Genomic DNA, 21,559 nt, shown 5'->3' with positions numbered 1-21,559 from the left:
CACCATTGCCTCGCAAAACCGGCGTTTTTAACGCGCGGTGTCGTCGCAACAGTACGTCCATTCCGAGTCCTTCCATCCACCGCCCACGAGCGCGCAAAATTGCTGCTCCGCAGGTAGGCCGTCACAGGCAACCAGCACGGCCTCGGCCGCCGTACTGCCTTCACTCCACCAGAAGCTGCGCCCAACCGCAGCCGCGGACAGCCAATTCATCATCAGCCTGTGCGCGCCGTGCGTGAGTTCATCGGGCGAAAGCGACGCCAACGGAAGAATCAGCGCTGCCCTCTGCTCACGTGCAGCAGGCAGGGCGGGTGCGGTCAACTGCGCGAGTGCCGCATCGAACGCGTCGATCTGGAAGCGCTCGTCGAGCGTGGACCGTGCAAGCACCTCGAGGCGGTCGTACCACTCACCGCTCGCCCCAATCCACTCGACGAGATCGACCTCCCCGCCGCAACTCGCCGCGATAGTCAGCGGAAAATACCGGCCGACACGATCGATGCCCGGCATCATCACACCCGCCCACACGTGCGCCCCACACACGCCTCGCCCAAGCATAAAGCGCCACACCGGGCTCGTCAGATAGGCGCCGAGCCAGTCGGCACCCAGCCGCTGCCGGCTCGCATTCAGCCCGCGTTGCAGCCAGTCGTCCCATGAATCGAGAAAGGGAGCCGGCAAACGTCGCGACAGAAAGTCGCCATGCGTAATCGCCTTGCCGAAAAAGCCCGGCGTTTCGAACAATTCGCTCATAGCTTCGCCGGACAACTGAATTTGCTGAGCGCGTCGAGATTGAACGGATTCACCACGCTGCTCGCGCGCAGCTCCAGCGTGACCTTGCGGCCGTCCAGGTCCAACGTGAGGTTGTAGCGGTCGCGCTGCGCGGTCGGCTCCAGCACGCCCTTGTCGATCATCCTGAACCATGCCCACGGGCCGTCGGTGGAAAAACCGCTGCTGCCGCCCGCCCCGGGCGGCGCAAAGTCGACCCGCACCGTGCTCGATACTTTTCCGTTAGGCCACTGGAACGCGGTCGAACGCGTGGGGCCGTGTCCATAGGTGAGCGTCTGCCCGTCGAGATCGAGCGTGAATTGCGTCACGGCGGCGTCCATCGTGACCGGCTTCAATTCGAAGCGGGCCGATGCCATCTTTCCGCCGCCCGAAAAGAAGGCGTCGCGGATTTGCGCCGCGCGCTGAAACTGCGTGAGCACATCCTCTGGAATGCCAAGCGATACGTTGCCGAAAGGCCGCCAGCTCCAGCGCGCCTTCGACATATCGACATACGGCATCAGGTTGTGCTGGAAGAAGTCGTCGATCAGGCCGCCGGGCGCGAACACACGGCCGAAATCGTCCTGAGTCACCGCGTTGCCTGCCGTGCGCACGAGCGGATAGCGACCGTCAATCGCCTGATGGCAGAACGACGCGACGTTCGCCACCCACAGCGAACTCAGGCGCCCACGCTCGCTGCCGAGCGTCAGCGACGATCCCGCGTCCGCTACCCCCTTGAGCATGGCGGCAAGCGGCGCGGGCTTGCCTTCGGCGCCCTGCTTCAGCTTCATCAACGCATCCGACGAGGGCGCAGGCGCGCCCTGGCGCTTCGCGGTATTGGCGGCATCGAGATAGACGAACACCTCGTTGAGCGAGGCGAGTTGCGAATCGAGCGGCGAGCCGCCGCCCGCGCCCGCCGCCGCGAGTTGATGCAAGGACTCGAAATGCAGATCGACGGGATTTTGCAGCGATGCCGCCGGCGCGGGCGCTGCATCGTCGGTCGAAGCGAGTGCGCTTTCCAGCTTCTTCTTGACGCTGTCGAGCTTGCCCTTGGCCGAATCGATCAATGAACTTTGCTTGACATCGCCGAGCGTGGTTTCCTTCGCGGCCACGTCCATGAATTTCTTCAGCGGCGACGTGGGCTGCGCGAGCACGTTCACTACACGCGCAGCCTGATCGAGGTCGCGAAACGGCACGATGCCGACATCGGACAGGAAGGCGTCCCAGCGTCTGATGTAGTCGTCGTAGTAGAGCTCGAGCACCTGCGCGTTCAGTTGCTCGACCGCCGCCGGATCGGTAACCGCCTCGTCCTTGCCCAATATCCAGTTGTCCTTGACGACGTCGGCCACCGCCCGATCCCGGCGCGCGAGGAATTGCCGGTAGCCGTCGCGCGTATAGAGGCCCGGCACGCCGCGCGTCATCGGCTCGCCGCTCCTGCGCACGAACACGAGTGCCGCATCGCGCCCCGCCGCGCTTGCCAGCGACACCTCCGGCAAACTCGCGTGTTGCAGATTGCGCACCAGCGACGCGTAGACCCGCTGTTGCAGCGGAATCCTTGCGAGCGCCTGACGGGTCGAGGCAACCAGATCGGCGTCGAGCGTGACCGGCCCATCGTCCTGCAGATGGTCGAGCAGCGCAGCCATATGCGCCGATAGATCCTTGCGCTGATCGTCGGTGACGTGCCCGGCGAGGTTGCGATCCCAATCGTAATCCGTCCAGGCACCGACCGATTCGGCGTCGAAATGGCGCGGATCGCCCAGCATCAGATAGACCCGCAGCGTCTCGTACAGATATTGCGGATTGTTCGCTTCGCCGCGCCGCAACTGATCTTCCAGCCGGCCGACCACTCGTGGCAGCAAGGTCTGGCGCAAAAGACGCTGATACAGGGCCTGCGCGGCGGAACCCAGCTTGTCGCCCTGATACAGACCAAGCGTCATCAGAAACGGCGCACCGCCGTTCCGGTCCGCGTAGCCGCCGGGAATGCTGCGCGCGGCATCGAGCAGCGGCAGCACGCTCAGCACGCCGGCACCGGGCACGAGGTTGCGCGCCTGTGCGTCAATCGCCTCGACCTGCGACGCAACCTCGCTCACGTATGCCTTGTTCCTCATGTAACTGGTCACCAGCCCCGCCGTCATCAGCACGATCAGGGCGGCGGCCAGCACCCAGGCGCCACGTTGCAGCCACGCACGGCGGCGCTCGACGCGCAGATCCGCGCCCGCCAGTCCCGACTCCTGGAACAGCACGTCGCGCAACAGCCGCGTAATGAAATAGCTGCGGCCACTTGCCGTGTTCGCCACCAGCACCTGGCGATCGACGCCGAAGCTCGCCGCCAGTGCGCCCATCACACGGTCGATCGGGCTGCCTTCCTGGGTGCCGCTCGTGAAGTACACGCCGCGCAGCAGCGCATTTTCCTCATAGCGGCTCGACTGGAAGACGTCGCCGAGGAAGCTGCCCAACAGGTCGCGCAAGGACGCGAGCTGCTGCGGAAAGCCATAGATCAGCGCGCGCCGCCGCACGTCCCGCTCCTGTTGCAGACGGTCGAGGACGCGCGCCTGCAGACGCGCTTCCAACGCGTCGAATTCGGCCGGGAATGCTGCCAGCAACTGGTCGACGTTGGCTGCGTCGGCGACCGGAAACGTCATGCCCCAGACACTCGTGCGCTCCTCGCGGCCCAGGTCGTCGAAGAACTCCACAAAGCCCGCCATCAGATCGCACTTGGTGACCAGCACATAGATCGGAAAGCGGATGCCGAGGCGTTCATGCAATTCCTTGATCCGCTCGCGGATTGTCTGCGCCTGCGTCTTGCGCGCGGCATCGGATTGCCGCAACAGATCGGCAACCGACACCGCGACGATCACACCGTTGATCGGCCGGCGCCGACGGTATTTCTTCAGCAGTTGCAGGAAGCCCGTCCACGCCGCCTTGTCGGCTTCGGAATCGCTGTCCTGGGTCGTATAGCGGCCGGCGGTGTCGAGCAGCACGGCTTCGTCGGTAAACCACCAGTCGCAGTTGCGCGTGCCGCCAATGCCGCGAATCGCCTCCTTGCCGAGCGTATCGGCAAGCGGAAATTTCAGGCCCGAGTGGACCAGTGCGGTGGTCTTGCCCGCACCCGGCGCGCCGACGAACATGTACCACGGCGTCTGATAGAGATACTGACCGCCAAAGCGGCGGCCGCCGCGCGCCTGACGCAGAATCGCCAGCGCTTCCTGGAAGCGCTGGTTGAGCGCCGACACCTCGGCGGTAGAACGCGTGTCGCCTCCGGCCGGCGCGGCCGATGCCGATGCTGCATCGGCGGGCGGTTGCGCCGCCACGCTCTGCATCAGCTTCAAACTGGCAATGCGTCCGATCACCCATTTGCCGACAAAGAATCCGGCCCACAGAACAAAAATGATCGCGATCAACGTGATGCGGCTCGACACCGATTCCAGCGGCGCATTGCCGTTGAACGCAACGAGCGGCCCGTCGAACCAGACGATCAGCGCAAGCGCGAGCGCGCCGAAGAATGCCAGCACCCAGGCGCGGGTCAGCCAGCTAAAGAGACGTTTCATGACGGGTGACCTGGCAAAAGACAAAACGGGAACGAAGCGATGAGCGCGGCAGTCATGGCGCCCCCGACGTGAAGACGGTCACATCCACCCGCCGGTTGCGCGCGCGGTTCGCCGCACTGTCGTTGGGCACGAGCGGCTCAGAGTCGCCGCGCCCTTCGGCGGCGAAACGCGCGGGCGTGCCGGTGCGTGCGGCGAGCACCTGCCTGACCGCTTCGGCGCGCGCTTGCGACAAATGCCAGTTCGACGGAAAACGTGCCGACACGATGGGCTGGTCGTCCGAATGCCCCGCCACCACGACGCGGCCCGGCACGGTTTTCAGCGCGTCGCCGATGCGATCGAGCAGCGGATAGAAACTGCGTGACACATCCGCGCTCCCGGAACCGAACATGCCGTCGCCATGCAGCGTGACAGTCGACTTGGCCGGGGTCTCCACCACACTGACCAGCCCCTGGCTGACCTCGGGCGCAAGAAACGCAGCGAGGCGCGGTTTCACGGGTTCGAGCACCACCGCGGCCTTAGGCGCGACGGGCTCGGCCACCGCCGTCTTCACGCCGTGCAGCGCGGCAAATACGGGATCGGACGCCCGGTTCAGACTGATCGAGAACGCCAGTTGCAATGCCATCAGGATCACGCCGGTGAGCGCCGCGAGCACCCACACCGGCAGCATCCGCATCAGCGGATTGCGCTTGTCGAGGACACCTTGCCAATGCGGCGACAGGTCGCGCTCGAGCGGACCGCGGCGCTCGCGGATCATCGCCAGCAACCGCTCGCGCAACACGTCGAGTTGCGCGCGGCCGCCTTCGATCAGACGGTAGCGCCCTTCCATGCCGAGCGCGAGACACACATACATCAGTTCGAGGACGTCGAGGTTGGTACGCGGGTCCTGTGCGAGCCGCTGCAGGATCATGAAGAATTTCTCGCCGCCCGACGCCTCGTTATGGAACAGGATCAGCAGGCTGCGCCCCGACCACGCACCGCCGCCGCCCCACGGCGTGCTCGACACGGTTTCATCGAGAAAGGTGCACAACGCGTAGCGCGCCGCCGACAACGCTTCGACGCTGAGGTTGGCCGCGCGGGCTTCGCTCTCGAACTGGCGCACGCCGTCGACGAGACGCCGGCGCAAGTCTTCGAGATCGGAATGGGTCGACATGTGACGCAGCGGCACGATCAGATCGAGCAGCGGGTTGGCCGCGCGCAACAGCGGATTGAGCCCGCTCGTCGGGATGGGGCCGGACGTGGGCGCATCGACCGGCGCAGCCGCCGGGCCCGGCGACTGGCCTGCCGACTGAGCAGCCGCCGGCATTTCGCCTGACGCGGCGGGCGCGCCAGGCGCCGTGCTCTTGCCGCCCGGACGCGGCACCAGAAAAGTCGCGTCCTGGTCCGCAGCGAAGTCGTCTCGACTCATGATCGGCTATCTCCTGATGGCCCAGAACGTCAGTTGCAGACCTGGGAATTCGCCCGCCACATGCATCGCGAAGCCGGCCGACGTGGGCAGCAGCTTCCACAGATCGTTGCTGCGGTCGAGCTCGAAGTACGTGAAGCCGGCGTGGAACGGCAACTGCCGTGGCGCGACCGGCAGCGCGCGCAAGGCGATGCCGGGAAGCTGCAGATTGACGAGGTCGCGGATTTTTTCGACCGGACCGATCTTGACCTGCTGCGCGAAGCTGTTGCGCACGGTGTCGGCGGGCATCTGCGCGTTGACCGCGAGCACGAACATCGCGGACTTGAAGAGTTCGGTGTCGGGCACTACCGCGACATGCACGCCGAACTTACGGGCTTCGAGCGGAATCGGCACCACGGCGGAGTCCATCACCATGCTCAACGACTGCCGCAGATCGGCGATCACCGGCATGAAGGTTTCGGCGAGCCGGTCATGCCGGTAGACCGGGTACTGCGCGCAACGCTTGTTCGCCTGCGAGAAGGTCGCCAATTCGCCGGCCAGCGCCACCGCAACGCGGAACAGTTCTTCCGGGTGCAGACCGGTCATGGTCGCGAGGTGACCAATCAGCGGCTCGGCGCGATTGACGAGTTGCAGCAGCAGAAAGTCCTGAATTTCGGCGGCCCCGCCTGTGCCCGGCGCCGTCAGCCGGCTCGCGAGTGCCTCGCCGCGCTGGCGCAACAGTCCGGTGAATTCGTCGGCGAAAGCGGCGAGGCGCGGCGCCACGCGGTAGTCGAGACACGGCGGCGCGTAATCGGGATCGAGCACGACGCGGTTGTCCGCGCGCCGCTCGATCACCCGCGCGACGCCCAGGCAGGCATGCGCGTTCGCCACTTCGGATTCGAACGCGAGTCTCAGGCATAGCTTGCCGATCTGCAGCAGCGCCGCGCCGGTGCCGTCCGCGTTGCTGTCGCTCACTTCGTATTCGAGCGTCCCGTAGCGCGCGAAACTATCGGCGGACGGCGCCGCCGTGGCCTCCGGAATGCCTGGGCGGCGCACCGGCAACGCGAGCACGACGAGCGCATTGCGCGCGTCATCGGGAATGTCGATGCCCGGCGGCGGCGCGTCGTCGGCGGAGAGCGCAAACGGCGTGCCGTCGGGCAGGACGCCCGCGCATTCGCGAATCGCCAGCTTGCCGAGCGCGAGTTGCGCGTCGTCGAGCTTGAGCGTGGTGAAGCCCCACCCATACGGCCGTAGCCCAGCCGCCCGCGATTCGACCAGCGCGTGCAGATAACGGTCGTGTTGCTGGAGATGCTGCGGCTGCAGGAACATCCCCTCGGACCAGATGACTTTATTGTTCCAGGACATCGCGTGTGGTAACTCCGGTGATGCTTCGATTCATCAATTCGTCTGGGTGCCTAACGGGTTCGTGACAGCCACTGCCCGCTCTCCGATGGCCGATGCGTGCTGCAAAATCTACGAATGGGTCGAGCCGTCATGACCTGTCGCTATCGCGACACCCAGCGCCTCGAGCCGAATCTCAACCCGTTTGACGTCAGCCGGCGAGACGTCGACGACCGCGCGCCAGCGCGCCGAGTCGACGTCGCGATACGCGGCCAGCACGGCGAACTGGCGCGCGTCTTTCGCGCGCTCCAACACCACGGTGCGGCTCGCACCGGGCTCGATCTGAATTTCTTCGCGCGTCAGCAGGTCGGCGCCGAGCAACGCGCTGTCGTGATCGAACAGCGCAAAGAAATCGGCATTGCTGAACTTGCTCGCCGACTTCAACTGGTAAAGCCGCACCGCAACCGGCGACGGCCGGCCGGTCACGTCCGGATTGAGTTCGGCGGCGGCCTTCAGCGTGACGTCGATAAGCTGCGGTGGCGGTGCGGCAGGGGCCGGTGGTGGAGGCGGTGGCGGCTTGGCCTTGCCGATCAAAGGCAGTTTGTCCAGCATGCCGCAGCCGGCCAGCAGCGCGCTTGCTGCGCCGAGACCGAGCAGACGTCGGCGCATGGCAGCGGTGCGCCGTGCTCGCGCAGGCGGGTTCTCGCGCGGCGTCGCGGGCGACGGGTGGGACAGACCTGGTGAAGAACGAGTTTTCATTTGGTGCGGATGCGTCCGATCTGGTCTTCATAAGCGCTCGCGAAACGTTCGCCGAACAGGCGCTGGAAATCGTCGTCGGCCTCGCGCACCATCTCGTCGTACATTTCGACCTGGCGGTCCCACATGCGCGCCTTGCGGTTGCCGCCGAGCATCTTGTCCATCACGCTTGGCGCCGAGACGCGCTTCTCGATCGCCGCCGGGTCGAAACGCTTGAGCACGTCGAGCAGCGCCGCGCGCATGCCGGCCACCATCGCGAGTTCATGCGCCTTGATGTCGTCGAATGAGGCCCAGATCGCCTTGAGCGGCGGCAAATAACCCACGCCGCGCCCCGACAGCATCTGCATGAGCGCACTGTCCACGTCAGGAAAAAATTTCAGCGGGTTGTTGTCGCGCACGCCGATCACCGTCATGTCGATGCGGATTTCTTTTTTTGTCAGCGCTCGCGCCATCAGCACGTCAATGGTGCCGCCGAGCGATTCGCGCAGCATCTGACCGACCAGTTCGGCGAGGTCCACCGCGCTACGCGAGCCGAGCGGCAGATCAGGCACGCCGAGGCCTTTGAGGAGCGCTTGCAGGATGGCGTCGTGGGTTGGTGCGGGTGCGGGCGTTGGCTGTGCTGCGGGCGTCGCGTGGATTGCTTGAGCGACAACGGCCGACGAAACCGCTTGCTCCGGCTGAGCGGAAGCAGGCGGCAAACCGGCATGCGCTCCCTGCGCGCGAACAGGTGCCTGTGGCGGCACTTCGGCGAGCGTGACATCCGGCATCGGCCTGACCGGCGCTTGCTGCGCAATCACGGCCGGCGTACCCGCCTGCTCATTTTGCAAACCGGCAGACAGCGAACCCGTTCGGTCATCACGCGTAATCGGCAATGGCGCAACGGGCCCCGGCCCCGAGCGCCCGAGAATCGTGAACTCCGGCAGCAGCACCGGCGCGGGCGCAGCCACCGGCGCTTCTCTCGCCGTCTGTGCATGCACCTGCTGCGGCGAGGCCGCCGCGCCATGACCACCATGACCGCCACGACCACCCGTACCAAGATCGGCAAACGGATCGTAGTCCGTAGGAATGCCCATCGACGCACCGGTGAACGGCAGCGACTCCGGCGCCGCATGCGTTCCCATCGAGCCACGATAACCCGGTGCCCGCTCGGCCGGCGCACGTTCGAACAGCGCGTCAGCCAACGGCCCCGCGTGCGAGTGCATCGGCCCATTGAGTCCAAGCGGATCGTCCGCCGGCCCGCTGCCGATCTGCAACGCGTCGAGGCCCGGCGGCAATGCGAGCGGATCGGGTAACGGCATGTCCCCGCCCGCGCCGAGCAGATCGTCGAGCCCCTTGCCGGCCGCCATCGGGGACGGCGCCGCAACGGCCGCCGGCGCCTCGGCCTGCACCACGACACTCAACAGATACTCCCCCACCGCGAGATCGTCGCCATGCGTCAGACGAGCCTGCCGCGAACCGCCGAGCGGTCGCCCGTTCAGCACGCTGGGATTGCTGCCGACGTCCTGAATCAGAAAACTGCCGTCGCGGAACTCGATGCGTGCATGTGCGCGCGAGATCAGCTTGTCCGGGTCCGGCAAGACCAGGTCGTTGTCGGTTGAACGGCCGATGGTGCCGCCGTCCACCCCGAACTTTCTTTCGATCGCCTCGGGCGCCGCCGCGTTGCGATAGTGTTCGACGCGAAGTATCAGGAACATGACGGATTACCTCGTGCCATCGTCGGCCTCCGTGGGCGCGTCGGGCGCTTGCGGCGCGGCCGCTTGCGCGGACCCACCGCTGTTCGCGCCGCCACTGTTGATATTGACCATCATCGAGCCGACGATGGCGACGATCGGGCCGGAGATCGAGACGCCGTTCGGCGCGAGTACGATCGCGCTCTCGCCGACTTTCAAGGTCAGCATCTGGTCCGCCTGCAGCGTGATATTCATCGCTTTGAGATCGATGCGCCCGTCCGCGCTCAGCACGATATTCCCGCCGGACTTGTGCTGCGTGTCGCCCTCCACGTCGAACGAAAGCGTGCCGCCGATCTTGCCTTTGTGTGCGCCGACCACCGTGTCGTGCCGGTCGCCCGCGACCTTGGCGTAGTGATTGCCCACCACCGAAAAATGACGGTCCTTGCCCACCGATTCGAGCGAATCGTTCTTGACGGTGTTGTCCTGGTTGCGGCCCGCGAAGAGAAAGAGTTGCTCGCTGCCGCCCTTGTCGTCGAAGCGAAGTTCGCTGTAGGTGTCGCCGCCTTTGAACGAATCGCTCCTGATCGTCGAACGCGTGGCGTTGTCGGGCAGCGCGTAGGGCGGCGACATCCCGGCGTTGTAGACCGTACCCGTGACAAGCGGCCGGTCGGGATCGCCGTCGAGAAATTCGACCACCACCTCCTGCCCGACGCGCGGCAGGAACAGCGCGCCCCAGCGCTTACCGGCGAACGACTGGGCGACGCGCACCCAGCACGAACTGTCGCCATCGCTGACGCCGGAGCGATCCCAGTGAAACCGCACCTTGACGCGGCCGTACTGATCGGTCCAGATCTCCTGGTCGTTGTTGCCGGTCACGAACGCGGTCTGCGGGCCGCGTATCGAGGGCCTCGGTGTCGTGAGCGGCGTGCGAAAAGCATACGTGCTGTCGAGCGCGTCGAACGTACAGGAGAACTGCAGGCCTTCCGACGCGCCGCCGCCAGGCTCATAGCCGCCGTATGAAATCGCGTAGCGGGCACCCGTCACGAGATAGTGCGTGTTCTGATCGGGGCGTGGGTGCTCGGACAGCGTGAACAGTCCACCCGGGCTGATCGCGCACACATTCGCGCGGCCGCTGACGCGCTGGGCTTGCGCCGCCGTCGCCTCCATCCGCGTGCGGACCACGGTCTCGGCAGCCGCCCGGGTCGAGAAACCGCCAGGATAGTCGAACCGCGCCGCCGTGGCGTTTTCGTAGTTCGACTGCAGCGCGGCCTGCGCCAGCGGGATACTCGCTTCGCGATTGGTCGCCATCTCGAAGTTGAAATCCGCCGCGCTCTGCTCATGCGTTTGCAGCGCACCTTGCAGCGTCCACTCGCCGATGCATTCCGTGCCTCGCATACTGCCCACGCCACCAGCCACGTAACGGATCGATCCACCGCCGTCGAGGTTGTTGTGCGCCGCGTACGAATCGGCAAGCACGAGGGTGTGGCTCGTTGCCTCCTGACGGAAGAAATAGTAAATGCCGGCCGACTCCATCAGGCGGCTCACAAAGGCAAAATCGGTCTCACGGTATTGCACGCAATACGGCAGCGCTTCATACGTATTCGAAAGGGACGCGTCGAAACTCGCCGGATAGTCGTTGAACACATCCTTGATGATCTCGACGACGCTTTTGTTCTGGAACACCCGGCAGTTGTGCGCGCGCGTGAGGAACCACAGCCAGTGGTGCAGCGTCGCCTGGTAGGTCGCGAAGCGGCCGCGCCACCCGGTGTGCGCGAACTGCGTGACGTAGCCATGAAAGTGCCGCGGGTCGCCACCCGGCCGGTCGATGCGCACGCCTACCGGCTGCCCGAGGATGTCGTGCAGCGCGATCGAATCGTTCTCGCTCAGCAGTTCGAGCCGGTATTCACTGAGCCGGCCGAGTTCGTCGCTGCCGCCCATGCCGGCAAACAGCAGCGCGTCTTCGCCGAGCGGGCTCGACACGGCGCACGGACGGTTCTTCTGGATGGTCATTGGCGTGGTCACTGAGGTGGTCACTTAGGTGGTCACTGAGGTCGCCCCGGGGTCAGCCTCTAGGGAATCATGGTTTTGACGGTGCCCGGTGCGACAAAGCTGATCGCGCCGCCCCAGGTGCACAGGCATGTCGACGTGTTGTCGAGCGCCGGGAAATTGCCGATTGTCACCGTCGGCGCGCCGGGCGCCCAGGGCGACACCGTCGCGGGCACGCATGGCATCGGCGTCAGCACGCCGAGCGCAGCCGTCGTCGCGGCGGCGACCGTCGGATTCGAGGGCGAATTGCACGTGCCGAACGGCATGATGTTCACAAGCGGAATGTGATCCATGATGTTCGCGGCAGGCGGCCCTTCCGCGAACACCTTGTTGGTGGGCAACACGACCAGGCTCGACGGCGCCGCGCCGAACGAGCACTTCAGGGTCGCGCCCATCGAGACCTGGCTAGCCATGGCAGCGTCGCTCCTTAATCGAATGCATAACCGAACTCACCATTCGACACGGTGATATGAGCGCGCCGCACCGGCTTGCCGTCCATCAAGCGCGTGAGAAATTCGCCGCTGATGGCAGGCAACAGACTGTTGGTGAGGATCGCATCGATCATCCGGCCGCCGCTTTCCAGCTCCGTGCAGCGGCTCGCGATCAGCTTGACCACTTCGTCGTCGTAGGTGAACGGCACTTTGTGGCTTTGCGCGACGCGCCGCGCGATACGTCCGAGTTGCAGGCGGATAATCGCGCCGATCATCTCGTCATTCAGCGGGTAGTACGGGATCGTGACGAGCCGGCCCAGCAGCGCGGGCGGAAACACCTTCAGCAGCGGTTCGCGCAATGCCTTGGCGATACCCTCCGCGTCGGGCATCAGGTCCGGGTCTTTGCACAGGCTCGTAATCAGATCGGTGCCGGCGTTCGTCGTCAGCAGGATCAGCGTGTTCTTGAAGTCGATCACGCGGCCTTCGCCGTCTTCCATCCAGCCCTTGTCGAAAACCTGGAAGAAGATTTCGTGCACATCCGGGTGGGCCTTTTCCACTTCGTCGAGCAGCACAATGCTGTACGGGCGGCGGCGCACCGCCTCGGTCAGCACGCCTCCTTCGCCATAACCCACGTAGCCGGGCGGCGCGCCCTTGAGCGAAGAGACGGTATGCGCTTCCTGGTACTCGCTCATGTTGATCGTGATGACGTTCTGCTCGCCGCCGTACAACGCCTCCGCGAGTGCCAGCGCGGTCTCGGTCTTGCCCACGCCCGAGGTGCCGGCCAGCATGAACACGCCAATCGGCTTGCCCGGATTGTCGAGACCCGCGCGCGAGGTCTGGATGCGTTTGGCGATCATGTCGAGCGCGTGACGCTGACCGATGATCCGCTGCGACAGCGTATCGGCGAGTTTCAGCACATTCTCGATTTCGTTCTTCACCATGCGTCCGACCGGAATACCGGTCCAGTCCTGCACCACCGATGCAACCGCCTGGTGATCGACAGTCGGCAAAATCAGCGGCGTCTCGCCCTGGTGCGCGACGAGTTGCGCCTGCAGGTCTTTCAACTGGGCGAGCCATGACTCTGCGCTGCCGGTATCCTCCGCCCCTTCGACCTTGCCGGTCGCGTCGCGCAATTTGCCGCGCAGTTCGAGGATGCGGTCGACCAGCGCCTTTTCCGTCTGCCAGCGGGTGTCGAGTTCGGCGAGCCGCGCACGCTCGGCGACGAGCTTTTGCGTCGCAAGCGTTTCGCGCTCGAGCGTATCGACACCGACCGCCGTTTCGCGGCCAATGATCGCGAGCTCCGTTTCGAGCGCGGCGATGCGCTTTCTGGCGTCGTCGATCGCGGCGGGCGTGGCGTGCTGACTGATCGCGACACGCGCGCAAGTCGTGTCGAGCAGGCTCACGGCTTTGTCCGGCAGTTGCCGCGCCGGAATGTAGCGATGCGACAGCTTGACGGCCGCATCGAGCGCTTCGTCGAGAATCTGCACGCGATGGTGTGTCTCAAGCGAAGAGGCAATGCCGCGCATCATCAGCAGCGCCTTTTCCTCCGACGGCTCCGGCACCTGCACGACCTGGAAGCGGCGCGTGAGCGCCGGGTCTTTCTCGATGTGCTTCTTGTACTCGGCCCAGGTGGTCGCCGCGACCGTGCGCAGCGTGCCGCGCGCGAGTGCCGGCTTGAGCAGATTGGCGGCGTCGCCGGTGCCCGCGGCGCCGCCCGCGCCCACCAGCGTATGCGCTTCGTCGATGAACAGGATCACCGGCTTCTCCGAGGCCTGCACTTCTTCGATCACCTGTCTGAGACGGTTCTCGAATTCCCCTTTCATGCTCGCGCCGGCCTGCAACAGACCGACGTCGAGCGTGAGCAGGCGCACGTCGCGTAACTGCGGCGGCACGTCGCCCGCCACGATGCGCTGCGCGAATCCTTCGACCACCGCGGTCTTTCCGACGCCGGCCTCACCGGTCAGAATCGGATTGTTCTGGCGGCGGCGCATCAGGATATCGATCACCTGGCGAATTTCTTCGTCGCGTCCAACGATCGGGTCGAGCTTGCCGCTTCTCGCCTGCTCGGTCAGATCGAGGGTGAAGCGTTTCAACGCTTCGCCCTTGCCGAGCGCGGCCGGCGCCAGCGCGCCGCTGGCTTCGCCGGGTGCTGCCGCGCCGATCTGAAAATTGTCCGTGGCCGAGAGGTTCGCCTCGGGCGAGCCGCCGGCGATTTCATCGAATGCGTCGGCGAGCGTCTCGCTCTTGACCTTCTCGAACTGGCGCGAGATCGCATGCAGCGAGTGGCGCAAACCCGGCGTCTTCAGCAACCCGACCATGATGTAGCCGGTGCGCACCTGCGATTCGCCGAACATCAGCGTGCCGTACACCCACGCGCGCTCAACGGCCTCCTCGACCTGCGACGACAGATCGGTGACCGAAGTCGAGCCGCGCGGCATGCGATCGAGCGACGCCGTCAGGTCGCGCGCGAGCACAGCGGCATCGATGTCGAAATGGCGAATGATGCGATGAAGATCGGAGTCCTGCAGTTGCAGGATCTGATGAATCCAGTGAGCAAGCTCCACGTACGGATTGCCACGCAGCTTGCAGAACACCGTACTGCTTTCTATCGCCCGGTAAGCGAGCCCGTTCAACTTTCCGAACAGCGCGACGCGACTGATCTCAGCCATGAATGTCCTCTAGAGCGTGTGGGTGCCCAGGTTTAGGGAAATGTTCTTTCTCTGACACATGAGACTCGTAGCCTCAGGATCGCGAAGGAACCGGATAGAACAGCAACTGATCGGCATCGCGCGCCCGCTCGCGGCCGCCGACCCAGGTCGTCAACCCAAGCCGCGCGGTGCGCCCGAGCCGCAACGGCGGCACGTGATCTTTCCTGAGGACGAGCCGCACGTCCCAGGCGAGCGCGTCGCCCGCGTATTGCCGGACCCAGTCGATCAGGCGCGCGAGATTCGCGCCGCCGGGCAACAGCGCGCAGAACTGCTCGAAGTCGAGCGGACCGATGCGCAAACGAAACTTGTGCTGAACGTTCCATACCGCGCTGCCCAGCACGGTGCTCGCGCCTAACCTTTCGGCGCTCACGCCGGTCTTCAGGCGCGTGCGCTCATCGACCGGCAAGCGCATCCAGTGACCGACGAAAGGTTCGACGCGCACCGCCACGCGAAAGAAATCCGCGAGCAGCGCAGCCAGGCCCTCGGCATTGCGGCGCTGATCGGCAAGGCGCCCGGCGTAGTGAAGCTTCGCGACGCCGGGCAAGGTCGAGCGGTGCTGCAGCGACGGCATGCCGAGTCCGACGAGCGAGGCGACATACGTCGCGAAACGGTCGGCTTCGGGGCGGTCGAGACTGACTGCGGGTTGTGCGTTGGCCCACGCGCAATAGAACAGCGACAGCATGCGGTGATGGAACACATCGAGAAAGCGCGCCAGCGTCGGGTCGGCCGAGTTACGCAGACGGTCGCGGATGTACTCCGTCAGATGCAGCGGCAGCGGGCCGTTCGGTCCGCTCAAGCCGAGAAAGTTGACCTCCATGCGCGGCGGCTTCTCGCCGCGCCATTCGAGCTTCTCGATCATCGCCGGCTCGAATGCGAGCGTCACCGCCTGGGCGAGCCGCACCGGATCGTCGGCGGCGCGCTGCGAGCGGCCCACGCGCGGGCTGTCCGGGTACGCGGCCTCGATCAGCCGCAGGGCCGCATAGAAGTCGAAACGCCGCGGCTCGTCCGCGAGCGGCGCGAGGCGTGCTACAGGATCTCGCATTGTCCGCTCCGCGCCGGCCATTTCATGATGTCGCCGCGCGTGGTCGAACGCACGACGGTCTCGGTGAAGGTATTGAGCGAGGTGTATTTGGCAAAGAACTGTTCGAGCACGCTGCCGAACAGAAAAATGCCCGCGCCTTCGAATGCGCTTTCGTCCATCGTCACGGTGACCTGCAAGCCTCGCCCGTAGGCGATCGGCCCCGCCCCCGGAATGCGCCGCACGATGGGCTGCGACGAGATCGAGCGCACGCCTTCGATCTGCCGGTGTCCGACCGTGTCGGCGACGCCCACGTATAGGCGCAGCAGATCGCGCAGCGCCGAAGCGCCCTCCTTCTCGCCTTGATCGAGCAGGGAGAGATAGTTCAGCGACAGATGGCTGACCACGCGCCACGCCACTTCCCCTTCCGCATATGACGGCGCCGGCGCAGTCGGTCCGGCGACGCAGCGCACCGCCTGAACGGGCGCGCTCGCCTCCAGCGTGAAGTCGGTCTTGCCGAGGCCTAGCGGCATGGAAAGCGGCAGATCGCGATTGGTGCACAACAGCTCGGCGCCAAGCTGGCGCAGATCGCTGCGATATGGCGCCTCCAACGGGTCGACCAGCGACACAAACATCTCACTGCCGACATAGCTCGAACGCGGCCCCTGCCGCCGCTGCCGCTCGGATAGCACGCGGCGCGCGCGGCGCACCTGGTAGTACGCGCCCGCCTCGCGCTCGTTCATCAGATCGTTGGCCGCATAGAACGGCCGGAAGGCCTGCTGTTCATCTTTGCCGCTGCCGTAACCGGTGACCGACACCACCTGATGGATTTCGAAATCCATCGGCCGGGTGCGATCGGGAATCACGTGAAACTCGGCATGCTGTTTCGTCAGGTGTATGCGGTCGGCCCGCTTCGGAAACAGGTTGATTGCCGGCGCGCAGAACAGGCTGAATGTCTCTGTCCCGACACCCCCTTCGAGCGCCGGCTGCAAGCGGTCGAGCAGGATCACCAGGTCGAGTTCGTTGTCCGCGCAGCGGCTGACGGCGCGAGCCAGTCCGCCGAGCTCGACGAACTGGTAACGCTGCGGGAAGGCGAAATACTCGTGCAGCAGCCTGTAACCGTGAAACGAGCGCGGTCCGTGCGGCAGCAAGGCTTCGTCTGCCGAGAAACCCACGCGGCCAATGTGCGCCCGGTCGATCACCTCGTGCCACGCGGCGTTGCCGTTGACGTTGGTCTTTGCCGGCATCGCGATCAACGCCAGCGCATGACTGAAGATCTGCTCGACCAACTGCGCGGGCAGCGCATCGCTGCCGCGTAGATGCAGCGTGAGACGTTCGAGCGACAGTTCGTTGAACGCAAGACCGGCGGTGGCGCGCAAGCGCAGTCTCAATGCGGCGCGTACTTTGCCGAGCCGCGAAAAATCCAGCCCGGCAATCTCACCCGCGTGGGCGAAATATTGCGCGTGGGCGATTTCAAGCGGCCAGAGTGTGGTCTCGTGCGCGGTGCGGTATTCGCACGGTGTCTGGTCGTTCTTGCCGAGAATGCTCTTCAGCACGGTGCCGCGTGGCAGCCTGAATCCTGACGCGAGGCTGCCTTCGGCGAGGTCCGGTGCGAACTGCACCACCGCCATCGACGGCGTTGGCGCAAGATAATGCGGATAGACCAGCTCCAGCAGATGTTCGGTGAAGCGTGGAAACTCCGCGTCGATTTTCATCTGCACGCGTGCGGCGAGAAAACTGAAGCCTTCCAGCAAACGCTCGACGTAAGGGTCGGCGCAGGCGAAACTTTCAAGCCCGAGGCGTCCGGCAACCTTCGGGAACTCGCGTGCGAATTCGCCGCCGGTTTCGCGCAGGTGCTGGAGTTCGCGCTCGTAGTAGCGCAGGAGGCGCGTGTCCATCAGGAAAACACCGCGTCGAAATCGGTTACGCGTATCTCGCCCATTTCCAGGTCGAGCTCGGTTTTCAGGAACAGGCGCTCAGGCACGGGCTGCCCCCACAGTTCGCCTTCCAGTTCGAAGATGAGCTGGTTATGCGCGCTCTGATCGAACGCGAGCGGGCGCACCTGCACGGTGTTGCGCAAGATGCGCGGCTCGAAGTCCCAGATCGCCTGGCGCATGCGGCGCGCGACACCCTCGATGTCGATGCCCGAGGCGGTCTGCCCGGAGAAGTCGGGCATCCCATAGTTGACGACCGATTGCGCCGCGAGCGGAAATGCTTCGAGATCCTGCAGAATACCGATACCGCTCGAATTGAAGAGCCACGCCAGATCGCGCAGCACGGCCTGCCGTAGCGTGCGCATCGACAGCACGCGGCGCTCGCGCGATTCCTGCGCGTTGCCCGGCTCATCGTCGGTCAGCCGGTCGAGCAGCGACGGCTGCAGACGTTCTCTGGCGGTCAGTTCGGCCATGGTCGCCTCACTGCAGCGGCGCTGCGGGCGCGGCGTCGATCATAATTTCGCGCACGTCCATCAGCGAGTGGTCGCCCGCGTCGGTCGTGAACACGCGCTGTCCGACGCCGACAAACACGCCCTCGTGCGGCTCGCGCCATTCGGTACGACGTGCGAGTTTCAGCGCGTCGTTGGCCGCGGCGAGTGTGCCGTCATAACGGGTCGGCACGAAGGCGACGCTCTCGCCGCCGCTCGCAAAGGTCACCTGCGCGGGCATCCACACGGTGTCGCGCAAATCCGCCGGCGCATCGAAAGCGATCCGGGTTAGCCGATGAAACGGCACCCAGTAGTAGTGGCCGTTGACGATCATCTCGACGAGCGGCCCGAGGCGAGCATCCGCATCGGCAATCCATTCGAACGGCTCGTCGTCAAGCGTGCCGCTGCTGGCCGGCGCCATCTCGAGCGCCTCTTCGCGAAGGCGCGCAGCCTCGGCGAAAGCGCCATCGGCATCGCGCTTCAGTGCTTCGAGCATCAGCGCGATCCACGCTTCAGGTTCGCCAAAGATGACCGGCGTACGCCGGCCCGCGAACACCTCTGCGCGCAATGCCTCGCAACGCAAGGCCTCGCGGTAGCTTTGCACCATCGCCAGCGCGCCCGCATCCAGTTCACCGCACACGGCAAGCTGCGTGTTCGCGCGTTCCCACTGTCCAAGCACAGCGAGCAGTTGAAACAGGAATACGCGGCTTTTCGGATCAGCCGGATTGGCGCGCACTTCCTGCGTCAGCGCGGCGAGTGCGTCGTCGAGCCGGCCGCTTCGCAACAGATCCTGAGTCGTCATGGCGTGTCTCTGAAGCTCCCCGGCACGCGGCGCGAGCGTCGCGGCACGGGGAGCGATGAAGGCCGTTGTGGTTGAACCGGTTTGAACCGTCGGGATCAATACGTCGCCTTGTTCGTGCTCAGATCCCACTTCTTCGGCGTGCCCGTCTTCACCGTGGCGCCGTCGAACTGGTCGTACTGGAACGAGATCTTCGCGAAGTTCAACGAGAACGATTCGGACGGCCGGTCGCCGCCGCTCGACAACGAATAAGCACTGACGATCGCCTCCTCGAGTTCGATCTTCAGATACACCTGGTCAGTCTTGTCCGCGCCACCCGTCTGGATAAAGTGAATTTCCGCCTTGCCTAGCGACTTGCCAAAGGTCGCCTGGGCGAACAGGTCGGCCGACGCGATATCGGTCGGCTTCGAAAAGGTCACCTCCGAGAAAGACGGATTGCTCGTATCGCGATCGGTCGCGCCGTCGCTGCTCGTGGAGATGGCACGACCGACGCCTAGTTGCATGGAGTTGACGGCGATCCAGTCGGTATGGCCTTCGACCTTGGAGGTGCCTTTGATCTGCGTTTTGAAGTTCAGGAGAATCATTTTTTTCCTCTTGATAAGTGAGCAACAACCCGATGGACACCGGGCTGCCGGAGCTTGCTGATTCGATTACTTCTTGGCCGACGGCAGCTTCGAGACGAGCCGCAGCGACACGGTCAGTCCCTCGAGCTGGTAATGCGGGCGCAGGAAGAACTTCGCGCCGTAATAGCCCGGATTGCCCTCGACTTCCTCCACCACGACTTCCGCACCGGCGAGCGGTTTGCGCGCCTTATCGGCCTCGGTCGCGGTGGCCGGGTTGTTTTCCACGTACTGGCCGATCCAGTTGTTCAACCAGATCTCCATGTCGCCGCGTTCCTTGAACGAACCGATCTTGTCGCGCACGATGCACTTCAGGTAATGCGCGAAGCGGCAGGTCGCGAACAGGTACGGCAAGCGCGCCGCGAGGTTGGCGTTGGCGGTCGCGTCGGCGTCCTCGTATTCGGCGGGACGTTGCAATGACTGCGCGCCGATGAAGGCCGCGAAATCCGTGTTCTTCTTGTGAATGAGCGGCATGAAGCCGTTCTTCGCCAGTTCGGCTTCGCGGCGGTCGCTAATCGCGATCTCGGTCGGACAGGTCATGTCGACACCGCCGTCGTCCGAGGGAAACGCATGCACCGGCAAGCCTTCGATCGCCCCACCCGATTCGATGCCACGAATCTGCGAGCACCAGCCATAGTTCTTGAACGAGCGGTTGATGTTGACGGCCATCGCATACGCAGCATTCGACCACGTGTAGTTCTTCGGGTCGCCGCTCGTCTCTTCCTCGAAATCGAACTCCTCGACGGGATTCGTGTTCGCGCCGTAGGGGGCACGCGACAGGAAGCGCGGCATCGTCAGACCGACGTAGCGCGCATCGTCCGAATCGCGGAACGAACGCCATGCGGCATGCTCCGGCGTCTGAAAGATCTTCGTCAGATCGCGCGGATTGGCGAGCTCCTGCCACGAGTCCATCAGCATTACAGACGGGTCGGCAGCGCTAATGAAGGGCGCGTGCGCCGCGGCCGCGATCTTCGCCATCGAACTGAGCAGCTCGACATCGGGCGCGCTGTTGTCGAAGTAGTAATCGGCGACCAGCGCGCCGAACGGCTCGCCGCCGAACTGGCCGTATTCCTCTTCGTAGATCTTCTTGAACACCGGGCTTTGATCCCACGCGGTGCCCTTGTATTTCTTGAGCGTCTTGCCGAGTTCGTTTTTCGAAACGTTGAAGACGCGGATCTTCAGCATCTCGTCGGTCTCGGTGTTGTTCACCAGATAATGCAAGCCGCGCCAGGCGCTTTCGAGTGCCTGGAATTCCTCGTTGTGCAGGATCTGGTGGATCTGCTCGGTGAGCTTTTTGTCGATTTGCGCGATCAACGCACCGACGGTGGAAAGCACGTCGTTCGACACGAGGTGGGTGCCGGCGAGCGCCTGAACGGCGAGTGTCTTGACGGCCTCTTCGACGGCTTCCTTCGCCTTGTCGGTTTTCGGTTTGAATTCCCTCTGCAGCAGGCTCGCGAACTCGCTGACCTCAACGGTCTCGCCGCCTGGCGACGCTTGTGATTCGGTACTGGTCTCGGCCATGTGAAACTCCGTCGGTAGCGATTGGGTTTATTCCTGCGGCTTCGGGGCAGAGGTGAGCGCCTGCATCAGCGCCGGCTGCTCGAGCAGTTGCGCGATCAGATTTTCGGCGCCGGTCTTGCCGTCCATATAGGTGAGCAGGTTGGCGAGTTGCGAGCGCGCTTCGAGCAACTGGTTGAGCGAGCCGACCTTGCGGGCGATCGCCGCGGGCGAGAAGTCGTCCATGCTTTCGAAGGTCATATCGACCGAAAGATTGCCTTCCCCTGTGAGGGTGTTCGGCACCTGAACCGCCACACGGGGCTTGGTCGCCTTCATCCGCTCGTCGAAGTTGTCGACGTCGATCTCGAGAAACTTGCGGTCGGCGACCGGTGCGAGCGGGTCTGCCGGCCTGCCGGACAGATCGGCAAGCACGCCCATCACGAACGGGATCTGCACTTTTTTCTGCGATCCGTACACCTCGACTTCATATTCGATCTGGACGCGCGGCGCCCGGTTTCGAGCGATGAATTTCTGACTGCTTTCCTTGGCCACAATGACTCTCCGCT

The 21,559-nt window shown here is 64.7% G+C and carries 16 protein-coding genes; all 16 read right to left on the bottom strand.

Annotated elements, in window-relative coordinates:
* Positions 1-27: 27 nt before the first annotated feature.
* The gene (tagF, locus tag KHO23_RS05260) at positions 28-744 is read right to left on the bottom strand and encodes a type VI secretion system-associated protein TagF (RefSeq protein ID WP_211609981.1); all 717 of its coding nucleotides are present in this window, start codon (positions 742-744) and stop codon (positions 28-30) included.
* Positions 741-4,304 carry a type VI secretion system membrane subunit TssM gene (gene tssM / locus KHO23_RS05255; RefSeq protein ID WP_211609980.1) on the bottom strand — a complete coding sequence of 1,188 codons (3,564 nt, stop codon included), beginning with the start codon at positions 4,302-4,304 and terminating at the stop codon, positions 741-743. Before tssM ends, tagF begins: the two co-directional genes overlap by 4 nt.
* Positions 4,305-4,356: 52 nt before the next feature.
* Positions 4,357-5,709: a DotU family type VI secretion system protein gene (locus tag KHO23_RS05250; RefSeq protein WP_211609979.1), complete on the bottom strand. Its 1,353-nt coding sequence runs from the start codon at positions 5,707-5,709 to the stop codon at positions 4,357-4,359.
* A gap of 6 nt (positions 5,710-5,715) precedes the next feature.
* A complete protein-coding gene (gene tssK, locus KHO23_RS05245; protein ID WP_211609978.1) occupies positions 5,716-7,050 on the bottom strand; it encodes a type VI secretion system baseplate subunit TssK in 1,335 nt (444 codons plus the stop codon).
* Positions 7,051-7,158: 108 nt separating this feature from the next.
* Positions 7,159-7,695, bottom strand: coding sequence for a type VI secretion system lipoprotein TssJ (tssJ, locus tag KHO23_RS05240; protein ID WP_211609977.1), 537 nt, complete (start codon positions 7,693-7,695; stop codon positions 7,159-7,161).
* Positions 7,696-7,781: 86 nt separating this feature from the next.
* Positions 7,782-9,476, bottom strand: coding sequence for a type VI secretion system-associated FHA domain protein TagH (gene tagH / locus KHO23_RS05235; RefSeq protein WP_211609976.1), 1,695 nt, complete (start codon positions 9,474-9,476; stop codon positions 7,782-7,784).
* Positions 9,477-9,482: 6 nt separating this feature from the next.
* Entirely contained in the window at positions 9,483-11,486 is a 2,004-nt protein-coding gene (locus tag KHO23_RS05230; RefSeq protein ID WP_211609975.1) for a type VI secretion system Vgr family protein, read from the bottom strand.
* A gap of 35 nt (positions 11,487-11,521) precedes the next feature.
* Entirely contained in the window at positions 11,522-11,911 is a 390-nt protein-coding gene (locus tag KHO23_RS05225) for a DUF4280 domain-containing protein (RefSeq protein ID WP_211609974.1), read from the bottom strand.
* 14 nt (positions 11,912-11,925) lie between these two features.
* Positions 11,926-14,598: a type VI secretion system ATPase TssH gene (tssH, locus tag KHO23_RS05220; protein ID WP_211609973.1), complete on the bottom strand. Its 2,673-nt coding sequence runs from the start codon at positions 14,596-14,598 to the stop codon at positions 11,926-11,928.
* A 73-nt stretch (positions 14,599-14,671) separates the two neighbouring features.
* Positions 14,672-15,679 carry a type VI secretion system baseplate subunit TssG gene (gene tssG / locus KHO23_RS05215; RefSeq protein WP_211609972.1) on the bottom strand — a complete coding sequence of 336 codons (1,008 nt, stop codon included), beginning with the start codon at positions 15,677-15,679 and terminating at the stop codon, positions 14,672-14,674.
* Positions 15,664-17,553, bottom strand: a complete 1,890-nt coding sequence (gene tssF, locus KHO23_RS05210; RefSeq protein ID WP_211609971.1) for a type VI secretion system baseplate subunit TssF — start codon at positions 17,551-17,553, stop codon at positions 15,664-15,666. The genes tssG and tssF overlap by 16 nt, the downstream gene beginning before the upstream one ends.
* On the bottom strand, positions 17,553-18,062 hold the full coding sequence (gene tssE / locus KHO23_RS05205; protein WP_211609970.1) for a type VI secretion system baseplate subunit TssE: 510 nt from the start codon (positions 18,060-18,062) through the stop codon (positions 17,553-17,555). Before tssE ends, tssF begins: the two co-directional genes overlap by 1 nt.
* Positions 18,063-18,069: 7 nt before the next feature.
* The gene (locus KHO23_RS05200; RefSeq protein WP_211609969.1) at positions 18,070-18,879 is read right to left on the bottom strand and encodes a type VI secretion system accessory protein TagJ; all 810 of its coding nucleotides are present in this window, start codon (positions 18,877-18,879) and stop codon (positions 18,070-18,072) included.
* A 95-nt stretch (positions 18,880-18,974) separates the two neighbouring features.
* Positions 18,975-19,460: an Hcp family type VI secretion system effector gene (locus KHO23_RS05195; protein WP_211609968.1), complete on the bottom strand. Its 486-nt coding sequence runs from the start codon at positions 19,458-19,460 to the stop codon at positions 18,975-18,977.
* Between the two features lie 66 nt (positions 19,461-19,526).
* A complete protein-coding gene (gene tssC / locus KHO23_RS05190; protein ID WP_211609967.1) occupies positions 19,527-21,017 on the bottom strand; it encodes a type VI secretion system contractile sheath large subunit in 1,491 nt (496 codons plus the stop codon).
* A 27-nt stretch (positions 21,018-21,044) separates the two neighbouring features.
* Positions 21,045-21,545 carry a type VI secretion system contractile sheath small subunit gene (gene tssB, locus KHO23_RS05185; RefSeq protein ID WP_211609966.1) on the bottom strand — a complete coding sequence of 167 codons (501 nt, stop codon included), beginning with the start codon at positions 21,543-21,545 and terminating at the stop codon, positions 21,045-21,047.
* Positions 21,546-21,559 lie beyond the last annotated feature (14 nt).

Origin of the sequence: Paraburkholderia haematera (assembly GCF_905220975.1) — a bacterium.
Classification (GTDB): domain Bacteria; phylum Pseudomonadota; class Gammaproteobacteria; order Burkholderiales; family Burkholderiaceae; genus Paraburkholderia; species Paraburkholderia haematera.
Note: the sequence above shows the minus strand (reverse complement) of the source record. Positions and strands in the feature narration are given on the sequence as shown.

Coding starts and splice junctions, on each gene's coding strand:
- tagF (WP_211609981.1), bottom strand. CDS start 744: ATGAGCGAATTGTTCGAAACGCCGGGCTTTTTCGGCAAGGCGATTACG.
- tssM (WP_211609980.1), bottom strand. CDS start 4,304: ATGAAACGTCTCTTTAGCTGGCTGACCCGCGCCTGGGTGCTGGCATTC.
- KHO23_RS05250 (WP_211609979.1), bottom strand. CDS start 5,709: ATGAGTCGAGACGACTTCGCTGCGGACCAGGACGCGACTTTTCTGGTG.
- tssK (WP_211609978.1), bottom strand. CDS start 7,050: ATGTCCTGGAACAATAAAGTCATCTGGTCCGAGGGGATGTTCCTGCAG.
- tssJ (WP_211609977.1), bottom strand. CDS start 7,695: ATGCGCCGACGTCTGCTCGGTCTCGGCGCAGCAAGCGCGCTGCTGGCC.
- tagH (WP_211609976.1), bottom strand. CDS start 9,476: ATGTTCCTGATACTTCGCGTCGAACACTATCGCAACGCGGCGGCGCCC.
- KHO23_RS05225 (WP_211609974.1), bottom strand. CDS start 11,911: ATGGCTAGCCAGGTCTCGATGGGCGCGACCCTGAAGTGCTCGTTCGGC.
- tssH (WP_211609973.1), bottom strand. CDS start 14,598: ATGGCTGAGATCAGTCGCGTCGCGCTGTTCGGAAAGTTGAACGGGCTC.
- tssG (WP_211609972.1), bottom strand. CDS start 15,679: ATGCGAGATCCTGTAGCACGCCTCGCGCCGCTCGCGGACGAGCCGCGG.
- tssF (WP_211609971.1), bottom strand. CDS start 17,553: ATGGACACGCGCCTCCTGCGCTACTACGAGCGCGAACTCCAGCACCTG.
- tssE (WP_211609970.1), bottom strand. CDS start 18,062: ATGGCCGAACTGACCGCCAGAGAACGTCTGCAGCCGTCGCTGCTCGAC.
- KHO23_RS05200 (WP_211609969.1), bottom strand. CDS start 18,879: ATGACGACTCAGGATCTGTTGCGAAGCGGCCGGCTCGACGACGCACTC.
- KHO23_RS05195 (WP_211609968.1), bottom strand. CDS start 19,460: ATGATTCTCCTGAACTTCAAAACGCAGATCAAAGGCACCTCCAAGGTC.
- tssC (WP_211609967.1), bottom strand. CDS start 21,017: ATGGCCGAGACCAGTACCGAATCACAAGCGTCGCCAGGCGGCGAGACC.